The 12,773-nt window shown below is 74.4% G+C and carries 6 protein-coding genes; all 6 read left to right on the plus strand.

The features are described from left to right. The first annotated feature begins 155 nt into the window (after positions 1-155). The 6 genes from ACJ9NR_RS24150 to ACJ9NR_RS24175 all read left to right on the plus strand — a co-directional run bounded on the left by ACJ9NR_RS24150 (position 156) and on the right by ACJ9NR_RS24175 (position 12,756). Positions 156-2,405 carry a serine/threonine-protein kinase gene (locus ACJ9NR_RS24150; RefSeq protein WP_412493503.1) on the plus strand — a complete coding sequence of 750 codons (2,250 nt, stop codon included), beginning with the start codon at positions 156-158 and terminating at the stop codon, positions 2,403-2,405. A gap of 164 nt (positions 2,406-2,569) precedes the next feature. After that, positions 2,570-5,338 (plus strand): serine/threonine kinase C-terminal domain-containing protein, encoded by a 2,769-nt coding sequence (locus ACJ9NR_RS24155; protein ID WP_412493003.1) that lies wholly within the window; start codon positions 2,570-2,572, stop codon positions 5,336-5,338. Between the two features lie 161 nt (positions 5,339-5,499). Further along, positions 5,500-7,188, plus strand: a complete 1,689-nt coding sequence (locus ACJ9NR_RS24160; RefSeq protein WP_412493004.1) for a serine/threonine-protein kinase — start codon at positions 5,500-5,502, stop codon at positions 7,186-7,188. A 59-nt stretch (positions 7,189-7,247) separates the two neighbouring features. Beyond that, complete coding sequence (locus tag ACJ9NR_RS24165; RefSeq protein WP_412493005.1) at positions 7,248-8,921, plus strand: serine/threonine-protein kinase; 1,674 nt, start codon at positions 7,248-7,250, stop codon at positions 8,919-8,921. A 167-nt stretch (positions 8,922-9,088) separates the two neighbouring features. Beyond that, positions 9,089-10,750 carry a serine/threonine-protein kinase gene (locus tag ACJ9NR_RS24170; protein WP_412493006.1) on the plus strand — a complete coding sequence of 554 codons (1,662 nt, stop codon included), beginning with the start codon at positions 9,089-9,091 and terminating at the stop codon, positions 10,748-10,750. Between the two features lie 68 nt (positions 10,751-10,818). Continuing rightward, positions 10,819-12,756, plus strand: coding sequence for a serine/threonine-protein kinase (locus ACJ9NR_RS24175; protein ID WP_412493007.1), 1,938 nt, complete (start codon positions 10,819-10,821; stop codon positions 12,754-12,756). Positions 12,757-12,773: the final 17 nt, after the last annotated feature.

The following is a 12,773-nucleotide window of genomic DNA, read 5'->3' on the forward strand; positions in this document are numbered from 1 at the left end:
GGTGACGCGGTGTCACCCGCAGCGGCGCCGGGGCGGGGCCGGCGGGGCCCGGTGCGCAAATCCCCCGTACGGCACCACGGGCACCCTGGGCACTGGGCACTTGTCGAGTGAGAGACAATGGAGGCTCTGTCAGGGCGGGTTGCATGAGGGGACGCATGTCGGAGGCGGAGCGGGCGGGGACATCTCGTCAGGAGACTCGTCAGGACAACCGTGATCGTCTGCTCGCCGGGCGGTACCGGCTGGGGAGGGTGCTCGGCCGCGGCGGCATGGGCACGGTGTGGCGGGCCGAGGACGAGACCCTCGGCCGGACGGTGGCCGTCAAGGAGCTGCGGTTCCCGTCGAACATCGACGAGGACGAGAAGCGCCGGCTGATCACGCGCACGCTGCGCGAGGCCAAGGCGATCGCACGGATCCGCAACAACAGCGCGGTGACGGTCTTCGACGTGGTCGACGAGGACGACCGGCCGTGGATCGTGATGGAGCTCGTCGAGGGCAAGTCGCTCGCCGAGGTCATCCGGGAGGACGGCCTGCTCGAGCCGAAGCGGGCGGCGGAGGTCGGTCTCGCGGTGCTCGACGTGCTGCGCTCGGCGCACCGCGAGGGCATCCTGCACCGCGACGTGAAGCCCTCCAACGTCCTGCTGGAGTCCGAGACGGACCGGGTCGTGCTCACCGACTTCGGCATCGCCCAGGTCGAGGGCGACCCGTCCATCACCTCGACCGGCATGCTCGTCGGAGCGCCCTCCTACATCTCCCCCGAGCGGGCCCGTGGGCACAAGCCGGGTCCCGCGGCCGACCTGTGGTCGCTGGGCGGGCTGCTGTACGCGGCGGTCGAGGGCGTGCCGCCGTACGACAAGGGCTCCGCCATAGCGACGCTGACCGCGGTGATGACGGAGCCGCTGGAGGAGCCGAAGAACGCCGGCCCGCTGAAGGACGTCATCTACGGCCTGCTGACCAAGGATCCGGCCCAGCGGCTCGACGACGCGGGCGCCCGGACCATGCTCAACGCGGTGATCCACGCGCCCGAGCGGAGGGACGAGCCGGAGCCGCCGGCCGACGCGACCAAGATCGTGCCGCTGCCGGTGCAGCCCGAGGGGCCCGAGGGCAGGCCGACTCCGGGCGGCTCCGGCGGCAAGCGGGGCGAGGAGGCGGCGGAGAAGCTGCGCGGGGCGCTGCGTTCCATGCGCAAGGCCGCCGCGGCGGCGGGAGCGGCGGCCGGTTCGGCGGCCGCGGCGCGCGGCAGGACCGCCGGTACCGCGCCCGGTCCGGACTCCGGCGGCGCGCCCGCGGGGGCCGCCGGTTCCACCGCCCGCACGGCTCCGCTGCCTCCGCTGCCTCCGGCGCCTCCGGCGGCCCCGGGCTCCGCGCCGGCCTCGTCGCCGTCTCCGGCCCCGCCGGACCCGGGGCGGTCCCCGGGCTCCTCGGCCTCTTCCGGTGCTGCCTCTCCCGGTGCGGCCTCGACGGGCGCGGCCTCGACCGGCGCGGCCTCTTCCGGGACGGTCGCTTCCGGATCCCCGGGAACCCCGGCCGCGTCGCGTGGTGCGGACACCGCGGGCGGGGAGCGGGCGGCGCAGGGGCCGAACACCCCCTCCGGCGGGCGCAGTTCGGGATGGCCGGTCATGCCGCCGCCCGATCTGCCGCCGCGGCCCGTGCCCAGGGCGCCACTGAGCGACGTGGTGCCGAAGCGGACCCTGGTGATCATCGCGGTCGTGGTCGTGCTGGCCGTGCTCGGGACCGTGCTGGCCCTCACGCTCGGCGGGGACGACGGCAAGGACTCCAGTGGCGCGAAGGGCGGCGGGAAGGCCACGGCCGGCGCGTCCGCCAGTGCCAGTCCCAAGGAGGACGTGAGCGACGGGACCCGCCAGGACGACGGCGGCGACCGGTCCGGCGCCGCCTCCTCGGCGGCCGGTACGCCCAGTGGTGGCCCGAGCGCGACCGGCGGCGGAGCGGCCGGGGGACCGGCCGGGAGCGGCCACGGGGCGGAGTCGACGCACAAGGGGAGCCAGGGCTACGCGATCGGGCTGCCCAAGGGGTGGAAGTACCAGTCCACCGGCAGCGCGGGGGACCGGTTCGCCGGGCCCGACGGGCAGAAGCTGCTCATCGCCTGGACGTCCGCGCCCAAGAGCGACCCCGTGGCGGACTGGAAGAACCAGGAGCGCTACATGACGCGCTCGCAGTACCAGAAGATCCGCATAGCGAAGGTGGACTACCGCGGCTGGAACACGGCCGACTGGGAGTTCACCTATGTGGACGGCGGCACGAAGTACCGGACCGTCGACCGGGGATTCGTCGTCGACGACCATCTCGGATACGGTCTGATGTACACGGCGAAAGCGGCGAATTGGGGCACCGAACTCCGTCAGGACACCTGGAAGACGCTCACGGCGACGTTCGAACCGAGGTCGTGACGTGACCGGTCCCGCGATTGAGCCGTGAGATCTGGCATCCCCTCTTTGCGGCCTGCCTCCGGCACGTATCGTGAGTGCTTGCGGACCGTACGCATCCGGGTATCGGTCCGGAACGGCGCGCAAGGCGAACGGAATTGACCGACCGGGCTGCCGGGGGAGGCAACGTGGACGACTATGCGGGTCGGGTGCTCGCCGACCGCTACCGCCTGCCGCTGCCGCCCGCCGACGAGTACGAACTGACCGACACCCGCGCCTTCGACACCTACAGCGGGCAGGAAGTGCTGGTCAGGCAGGTGCCGTTGCCCGAAGTCGTCGAGGCCGAGGTGATCGGTGCCGATGGCCTGCCCGACGGTTTCACGGCCCGTGGTCCGCGGGAGCGGGGAGCCCGGTCCGCGGGGCGCGCCGGCACGCGCCGGCCCACCGACCCGGCCGTACGGCGTGCGGTGGAGGCCGCGCAGGCCGCGGCGCGCATCCCCGACCACCCACGGCTGGACCAGGTCTTCGACGTGTTCGCCGAGGGCGGTTCGCTGTGGATCGTCAGCGAGTTGGTGGAGGCCCGTCCGCTGGCGGCACTGCTCGCCGAGAAGCCTCTGACGCCGTACCGCGCGGCCGAGGTGGCCTCCGACGTCCTGATGGCGCTGCGCGTGCTGCACGCCCACGGCTGGGTGCACCGGAACATCACGGCCAAAACGGTGCTCGTCTGCGACGACGGCCGGGTGATGCTGACCGGGCTCGCGGTCGGCGCGGCGGAGGAGGCGCTGTGCGGGTACGACCCGGTCCCGGCTCCGGAGAGTGACGGGGACGCGGGCCCGGCGCCCATGACCGGCTCCTCCCCGGGTCCGGCCGGTGCCTCCCGGTCTCCTACCGGGCCCTCTTCGCCCGGCGGCCCGGGGCTGCCGGGCGCTCAGGGCGCTCAGGGCGCTCAGGGCGCTCAGGGCGCTCACGCAGCTCAGGTCGGTCCCGGTGCCGATCCCGAGGCCGCCCGGCGCGCGGCGATCGCGGCCCGGGCGGCCGGGGGCCTGGCTCCCGCCGGGGCGGACACGGCACCCGGAGCGGGGGCGCCGGGCGCCCTCGCGCCCAGGGCCCTCGACAGCGGCGGGGACATCCGGGCCGCGCGGGCGGGCGCGATCGCCGCGTACCGGGCGGGCGCGCGGGCCGCGGCCAGGGTCCAGCAGGCGCAGCAGAGCGAGCGGGCGGCACTGCCGGGTGCCCGCTCCGCGCCCGAGGACGGCCCGGCCTCCCGGGCCAACGGCTCGGCGCAGACGCACACCTCCGGCGACGCCGCGGTCCCGCCCCCGGGACAGATAGCCGATCCGTACGGGGTCGGCGGCGCCTCCTGGCACGGCGCCGCGCCGCGCGCCGGGGTCGAGGCGGCGGCCGGCCTCGCGGGCGGCCAGGACGGCCGTACGGCCCTTCCGCCCGGCGGCACGGAGAGCGGCGGTGTGCCCGTCGACGACGGAGCCGCCCCGGCCGGCGGCGCCTACGGCGCTCCCACCGCCCCCGGAGCCCCCGCTCCCGGCCTGGGCACCGCGCCCCCGGCGGGGGTGCCGATGCCCGCCGACCCCGGCAGGACCGCCCCGCCCGGGGCTGCTCCCGCCGCGCTGCCGTCCGGCGCGGCGTCCCCGAGCCGATGGGACGACCTCGTGGCCGGCGCCCCTGTGACCCGCGGCCCCGCCACCCCGCTCGCCGCCGAGCGCGCGCGGCAGGCGCGGATGGCCGTCGTGGGCCCGGTGACCGAGCGCTGGGCGCCCGAGCAGGCCGGACCGGTGCACGAGAACTGGCAGCTGGCGCCGCCCGTCGGACCCGCGACCGACCTGTGGGCGCTGGGGGCGCTGCTCTTCCGGGCCGTGCAGGGACACGCGCCGTATCCCGAGGAGTCGACGGCCGAGCTGGTGCAGATGGTGTGTGCCGAGCCGCCCGCCTTCGCCGAGGAGTGCGGCCCGCTCAGGCCGGTCGTCGAGTCGCTGCTGCGTCAGGATCCCACCGAGCGGCTGGACTTCGAGGAACTGCGCGGCTGGCTGCGCTCGCTCGTGCGGTCCGCGCCCGAGCCCGACGCCGGCGTGCACGTCATAGCGGCGCCGCCGACCGACACCAGCCGGCTGCCCGTCGTGCGACGGCGGGGGGAACTGGTGCGCAGGCGGCGCGCCGGGCTCCCCGCGACCAGCGCGCACGGCCGGCACAAGCGGGCCAGGCAGGACGCGAAGTCCCCGCGCAGACTGGGCCGTACGCTGCTGGTGCTGATCCTGCTCCTGCTGGCCGCGGCGGTCGCGTACGCCGTGCTCTTCATGCCGAAGGCGGGCGAGGGCGCCGCGGCGGGCACCGGCCGCACCGGCAGCGCGGGCGAGGTGAGCCCGGCCCCCACGCAGTCGGAGCAGAACGCGAGCAGCGCGCCACGCCCCGACCGGACCTCGCCCGGCGCGGAGAAGAGCCCGTCCGGGTCGACCGGGGCGACGGAGAGCCGGACCACGGGCCCCGACGTCCCCGCCGGCTTCACCCTGCGCAAGGACCCGGAGGGCTTCCGGATCGCCGTGGGCAAGGGCTGGACGCGGGCACCCAAGAACGCCTGGAACCAAGTCGTGTACTCGCACGGCGACTTCGAGCTCATCGTGGTCAAGGGACGGGACGGCGCGGTCACCTACGGCCAGGACCCGATGGCCTACCAGCGGGACAGCGAGCACGAGTTGCAGCCGTACCGCAGCTCCAGCTGGGCCACCGCGACCGGGCTGCGCACCGTCACCGTGGGCACGCGGACCATGGCGGAGGGGCAGTTCACCTGGACCGACGGCGGCGGACGCGACCTGTATGTGCGCAATCTCGCCATGCTCATCGACGGGCGGTACCACATCGTGCAGGTGCGCGGTCCCGAGTCCCAGCGCGACGAGGTGACGAAGCTGTACGAGCAGGCGTCGACGACCTACCAGGTGACAGGCTGAGTCCGCCTGTGAAGGTCCGGTGAAGGCGTGGATGGTTGCGCCATACGCACGGAAGCGACAACCGTCACAGTGCGGTCTCCTTGGCACCCCCCTGGTTCCGTGTTGGCGACCCGGTCCTTAGTCTGACCCTGTCAAGAGCATTGCGGGGCAACGTGAATCAGATGCAGGGCCAGCTTGTCGCGGGCCGCTACCGGCTCGCCGACTCGATCGGCAGCGGTGGCATGGGCCGCGTGTGGCGGGCGCACGACGAGGTGCTCCACCGGGCCGTCGCGATCAAGGAGTTGACGGCCGCGCTCTACGTCTCCGAGAGCGATCAGGAGCGGTTGCTCGCGCGCACCCGCGCGGAGGCGCGCGCCGCCGCGCGCATCAACCACTCCGCCGTGGTCACCGTGCACGACGTGCTGGAGCACGACGGCCGCCCGTGGATCGTCATGGAGCTGGTCGAGGGGTACTCGCTGGCCGACGCGGTCAAGGAGCGCGGGCGGGTCGAGCCCGCGGAGGCCGCGCGCATCGGCATGTGGGTGCTGCGGGCGCTGCGCGCCGCGCACTCCGCCGGGGTGCTGCACCGCGACGTGAAGCCCGGCAACGTACTCATCGGCCATGACGGCCGCGTCCTGCTCACCGACTTCGGCATCGCCCAGATCGAGGGCGACTCCACCATCACACGCACCGGCGAGGTCGTCGGCTCGGTCGACTACCTCGCCCCCGAACGCGTCCGCGGCCACGACCCCGGCCCCGCCTCCGACCTGTGGGCGCTCGGCGCCACGCTGTACACGGCGGTGGAGGGCAGGTCTCCCTTCCGGCGCACCTCCCCGCTGTCGACGATGCAGGCGGTCGTCGAGGAGGACGCCGCCGAGCCGCGGCACGCCGGCCCCCTCGGGCCCGTCATGGCCGCGCTGCTGCACAAGGACCCCGCGGCGCGGCCGGACGCGGACGAGGCCGAGCAGATGCTCGCCGAGGTGGCGGAGGGCCGCCGTTCGGACGCGGCGCAGGCGTACGTGCCGACGCGGCACGTCGGGCCCCGCTACGAGACGGCCGCCCACACCGGGCCGCCGACCGGCCACGCGACGGCGTATCCGCACACCGGTCACGCGACGGCGTACCCGCAGACCGGTCACGCGACGGCGTACCCGCCGGTGGCGCCGCCCACGACGATAGGTCCGGCCGGTGCGCCCACCGCTCCCGCTCCCGCGCCGAGGCGCCGGCGCCTGCGCAACCTCGTCCTGACCATCGCCCTGGCCGCGGTCGTCGGCGGCGGCGCGGCCGTGGCGTGGCAGAAGTACGACGACGGGCGGCAGACCGCCGGCGGGAGCCCCTCCGCGTCGCAGAGCCCGGCCCCGTCGAAGAGCGCCGAAGGACCCGTGGGCGGCGTTCCCGCCTCCTGGCAGAAGCACAACGACCCCTGGGGCTTCAGCGTCTGGCTGCCCAAGGGCTGGCAGCGCTCGGTGGTCGGCGTCCAGGGCGACCTCAGACAGGTCGACTACTCGCCCGACGGCGGCAGGCACTTCCTGCGCATCTCGATCGACGCCTCGCCGGACTTCAAGGACGCCTACCCCCACCAGCTGGACCTGGAGCAGCAACTGCACCGCCTGGTGGACTACCAGCGGGTCCGGCTGGAGAAGAACATCTACCGCGACCGCGACGGTTCCGTGTGGGAGTACACCTGGACGGCGCTGAAGAAGGACTCGCCCAACGGCTACGGACCGCGGCGCGCCATGGAGGAGACGTACTTCTCGCGCGAGGGCACGGAGTACGCGATCTACATCTCCTCGCCCGCGCAGGACTGGACGAGGACGAGCAAGCAGTTCAAGGCGATACTGCAAGGCTGGCAGGAGAAGACCTCGCGGTAGCCGGAGTTGGCCGATCACCGCCCCGGAGGCGGTCCGTCCGGTGGTGCATGATGGGGCGCATGGGGACCGAGGGGGACAACGCCCGCGTCATCGCGGGCCGCTACCGGCTCGAGGCGCGGCTCGGGCGCGGCGGCATGGGCGTGGTGTGGCGGGCGACCGACGAGCTGCTCGGCCGGCAGGTGGCGGTCAAGGAGATCCCGCTCGACCTCGACGAGACGCTCTCCGCCGAGGAGGCCCGGCGCCAGCGCGAGCGCACGCTGCGCGAGGCCCGCGCGGTGGCCCAGCTGCGCCATCCGCACATCATCGTCGTGCACGACGTCGTGGTGCACGACGAACGCCCCTTTCTCGTCATGGAGTTGATCGACGGCGGCACGCTGGCCGACCTCGTCTCCGCACACGGGCCGGTCGACGCCGCCGAGGCCGCCCGGATCGGCATCGGCCTGCTGAGCGCGCTGCGCACGGCGCACGCGGCCGGTGTGCTGCACCGCGACATCAAACCCGCCAACGTCCTGCTGGAGTCCGGCTCCCGCCGGGTCGTCCTCACCGACTTCGGCATCGCCCAGGTCGCCGGTGCCACCACGCTCACCGAGACCGGCTCCTTCGTCGGCTCGCCCGAGTACACCGCGCCCGAGCGCATGTCCGGGACGCGCACCGGCCCGGAGTCCGACCTGTGGTCGGTGGGCGCGCTGCTGTGCACCGTGCTGAGCGGCGAATCACCCTTCCGGCGCGACTCGTTGGGCGGCATCCTGCACGCGGTCGTGTTCGACGAGATACGGCCGCCGCCGCAGGCCGCGCCGCTCCTGCCGGTCGTACGGGGCCTGCTGGAGCGTGATCCGGACCGGCGGCTCGACGCGGACCAGGCCGAGCGGATGCTGCGCGCGTACCGCTCCACCGGCCGCGTCCCGGAGACCGACCACACACCGACCCAGCGGGACGTGCCCCGCCCGCAGGCCGCACCGGCCCCTTCGCCGGTCCCGGCCCCGTCACCGACGCCTGCGCCGCCGCTCGCGGCGGAGCAGCCCCGGCACTCCACCCGCGGCATGCTGGTGGCCGCGCTGCTCGTCGCCGCGATGGCCGGGGCGGGCGTGTCGGCCGCGGCGCTGCTGATGAACCGCGGCGGCGAAGGGGGCGGCACTCCGGCGAGTTCGGGTCCCGGTACGTCGGTGAGCGCATCGCTCTCTCCGGGCGGCTCGCGCTCCCCTTCCACCGGCCTCTCCCCCGGCGGCTCCGGCGGCACACGGTCACCGAGCGTCACGTCCTCGCCCGGTTCCACCGAGGGCCGCCGCCCCTCGGCCCCCTCCGGTTACCGCCTCGCCGACGACCCGGCCGGCTTCTCCCTCGCCGTACCGGAGGGCTTCACCCGCCGGCCGGAGGGGGAGCGCGTCTTCTACATGTCACCAGAAGAGACGTTTCGCCTCGGCATCAAGACCGCCGATCCGGACCCCGGCGGCCCGCTCGCGGTGATGCGGCGTTCCGCCGCCGGGGGCCCGGACACCAACCCCGGCTACCACGACGGCCGGGTCACCTCCTCCACGCACCACGGACACCCCGCCGCCCTCTGGGAGTTCACCTGGAACGGCTTCAGCGCGGCGGAGGGCCCCCGGCACACCTACGACCTGTGCTGGGAGGAGGGCGGGCGGATGTACGACGTGTGGGTGTCGGCGCCCGTCGGCAGGGTGCGGGAGGCGAAGGAGTACTTCGACGTCGCGATCGACACGTTCGTCCGTGCGTGAAATGGACGTGGCCGTCCGTGCGTGAAATCGACGTGTCCGTACGTGCGTGACATCGATACGTTCGTACGTGCTCGAAGGGGAGACGAGCGGCGGCGTGCGTCACGGGTCTGTGACCGGAAACCACTGCCTGTGGATACGGCGGTGCCGGACGCGATATGGATGGATCCATGAGCAGCGACGGGGGAACCGGCCACGAGTCCGACGAGACGACGAGTTTTGTCCTGCAACCGCCGAACTCCGCGAACGCTCACCCGGCGCCCACACAGGTCGTCCCGTCGCAGCCGCAGCCGCAGCCGCATCCGCATCAACAGCCGTACCAGCAGCCGCAGTCCGTACGGGAGCCCGGCGCCGGCCGCCTCATCGCGGGCCGCTACCGGCTGCTGGCCAAGCTCGGGCACGGCGGCATGGGCACGGTGTGGCGCGCCAAGGACGAGACCGTCGACCGCGAGGTCGCCGTCAAGGAGCCCCGCGTTCCGGACCACCTTCCCGACCGTGAACGCGCCACCACCTTCGAGCGGATGCGCCGCGAGGCGCGGGCCGCGGCCCGCCTCGACCACCCCGCGGTCGTCAACGTCCACGACGTGGCGATCGTCGACGGCCGGCCGTGGATCGTCATGGAGCTGGTCCGGGGCCGTTCGCTCGGCAGCGCCCTCCAGGAGGGCACGCTGGACGCGCGCGAGGCCGCCAGGATCGGCCTGGAGGTGCTCGGCGCGCTGGAGGCGGCACACGCGGCGGGCATCCTGCACCGCGACGTCAAGCCCGACAACGTCCTCCTCGGCCGCCACGGCCGTGTCGTCCTCACCGACTTCGGCATCGCGCAGATCGAGGGCGAGACGAACCTGACGGACACCGGCGGCTTCGTCGGCTCGCCCGAGTACATCGCCCCGGAGCGGGTGCTGGGCCGGCGCCCCGGCCCGGCCTCCGACCTGTGGTCCCTGGGCGTCGTCCTCTACGCGGCCACCGAGGGCGTCTCGCCGTTCCGCCGCAGCAACACGCCCGCCACCCTGCAGTCGGTCCTCAACGCCACGCCGGCCCCGCCCGCTTCGGCGCCGGGGCCGCTGGCCGAACTGATCACGGGCCTGCTGCAGAAGGACCCGGCCGGACGACCGGACGCCGCCCGCGTCCGGGCCCTGCTGTCCCGGGCCGCGAACCCGCCCGAGCCCGTGCCCACCGCGCCCGTGCGGCCGGTGCTGAGCGCGGGCAAGGGCATCCGGCTCGGGCGCACGGCGTCGCTCGGCATCGGCGCGGGTGCCGTCGCGGCGGCGGTGGCGGCGTATCTGGTGCTCGCGGACCCGTTCGCGGGACCCCTGCCCGACGGCTGGACGAAGCAGGCGAGCCCCAGGCTGGGCGTGACGATCGGGGTGCCCGCGGGCTACCAGGTCAGCCGCCCGGGCAAGGACGACTCCGACAAGAACCGGGTCACCTACACCGACCAGAGCGGCGCCATCTGGATCGGCGTGGACCTCTCCAGGAAGGCCGACGACAGCCTGGGCGACATCAAGAACTCCGCGGCGGCCCAGATGTACGCCGACAACGAGCACTTCAAGAGCGACGGCGAGTACAACCTCGACATGCCGGCGGGGCCCAGCACGAAGACCGACGACAACATCACGCACGACGGCAGACCCGCGGCCGAGAACACGATCGGCTACGTCACCGACGACAGCGACAACCCCCGCCCGCGCGAACTCCGGATCTGGTACTACCGGACCAGGTCCGGCGACATGTACAAGGTCACCGTCAGCTACCCGGGCAAGGGCGACTTCACCGCCCGCGGGCGCGAGGTGGCGAAGACGGCGCTGGCCAACATCGACATCGCCCGGCCGTAGCGGCGCTCGGGCGCGAGCCGACCGGACCCGCGTCGACAACTCGCCGTTCCGCACGGTAGGCATGAGGCATGAGCGAAGGCGGCGAACGTACGCGCGAAGGCCGGCTGGTCGGTGGGCGCTACCGGCTGATCGAGCGCATCGGCTCCGGCGGCATGGGCACGGTCTGGCTGGCCCACGACGAGCTCGTGCAGCGGGAGGTCGCCGTCAAGCAGCCCCGGCTGCCGGGCGATCCGGACGACGAGCACCATCAGCGGGCCGCCCACCGCCTCTACCGCGAGGCCCGCGCCGCCGCGCGCGTCGACCATCCGGCCGCCGTCTCCATCCACGACGTCGTGGAGGAGGACGGGCTGCCGTGGATCGTCATGGAGCTGGTCCGCGGCGAGTCCCTGCACGAGGTGCTGCGGCGCGGACCGGTCGAGGCCGCCGAAGCCGCCCGTATCGGCCTCGCCGTCCTCGGCGCGCTGCGCGCCGCGCACTCCGTCGGCATCGTCCACCGGGACGTGAAACCCGCCAACGTGCTGCTCGGCTTCCCGACGGCGGCCGCGCCCGAGCGGGGGCGCGCCCACGGCCGCGTCGTCCTCACCGACTTCGGCATCGCTCATGTCCAGGGCGAGGAATCCCTCACCGTGAGCGGGGAGTTCGTCGGTTCGCTGGAGTTCGTCGCGCCCGAGCGGATGTCGGGCCGGGGCGCGGGGCCCGCCTCCGACCTCTGGTCCCTGGGCGTCCTGCTGTACGCGGCCGTGGAAGGCGCCTCGCCGTTCCGGCGCACGACCGTGGAGTCCACGCTCGCCGCCGTCATCGCCGCCGATCCGCCCGAGCCGAAACAGGCGGGGCCCCTGGGCCCCTTGATAGCCCGCCTGCTGGTGAAGGACCCCGGGCAGCGGCCCGACGCAGAGGAGACGGCCGCCGTGCTGGAGGCGGTGACCGAGGGATGGCCCGTGCCGGCTGTCGAAACCGCCTTGACGGAGCCTCAGAACGCCGCGGCGCTCAAGGAATTCGCCGACGACGCGGGGACCGTACGACTGCAGGGGAAGCCTTCGCCGGGGGCGGAGGCGGGGGCGGAGGCGGGGGCGGGGGCAGGGGCGAGAGCCGGGGCCGGGGCCAAGGGGTTGGCAGCGGGTGCGGGTGCGGGTGCGGGTGTGAGTTCGGGTGCGGATTCGGGTTCGGGTGCGGACTCGGGTTCGGGTTCGGGTTCCGTGGGGTTGCCTCCGGGTGGAGGCGTGGACTCCGTTGGGCCGTCGCCGGTCGAGGGCATGGGTGGCTCGCAGTCGTCGCCAGTCGGCGGCGCGGGCGCCTCGGAGCCGGGTCCCGAGCCCGTCACCACGACTCTCCCTGACGTCACCTCGTCCTCGAAGCGCCGCCGCCACCGCCTGTTGCTCCGCCGGCCCGCATTACTCGCCGCCCTCGCCGCCCTGCTCGTCGGTGGCGGCTGGCTCGGCGCCTCCTATGTCACCGCGCCCGGCGACGACGGCACCACCGAGCGCGCCGCCACCCTCACCGAGGCCCCGGCGCTCGCCGCGACCCCGACCCCCGCCGGCACTCCCGCCGGCTGGACCGCGCACCGCGAGAAGGCGATGAACGCCGTGCTCTGGCTCCCCGGCGGCTACCGGGAGTCCGCCAGGGAAGGGGACGCCGCCGCCCCGCCCCGCCTCGTCGAGTACGACGAGGCCGGCAGCGACGTCACCCTGCGCCTCACCGAGTGGGACGAGGCACCCCGCACCCCGATGGCCGAGGCCCGGGCGGCCCACGCCACCTGGAACGGCTACGACGGTGACGCGCGCACGCAGTACACCCGCACCACCTTCCACGGCGACGAGGCCGTCCTCGCCGACACCACCTACGGCACGGCCGGCTCCCCGACCCGGGTGATGCAGCTGGTGATCCGCACCGGCGACGGCCGGATGTACGAGCTGCGCGTCGACATGCCGAAGGGCACCCCGGACGAGAAGAACGGCACGGCGCTCTACAAGGGCGCGCGTGACCGTTTCGTCATCGCACGGGACTGAACCGCGCCGGGGCGTCC

This window comes from Streptomyces sediminimaris, from assembly GCF_047049295.1.
GTDB classification, from domain to species: Bacteria; Actinomycetota; Actinomycetes; order Streptomycetales; family Streptomycetaceae; genus Streptomyces; species Streptomyces sediminimaris.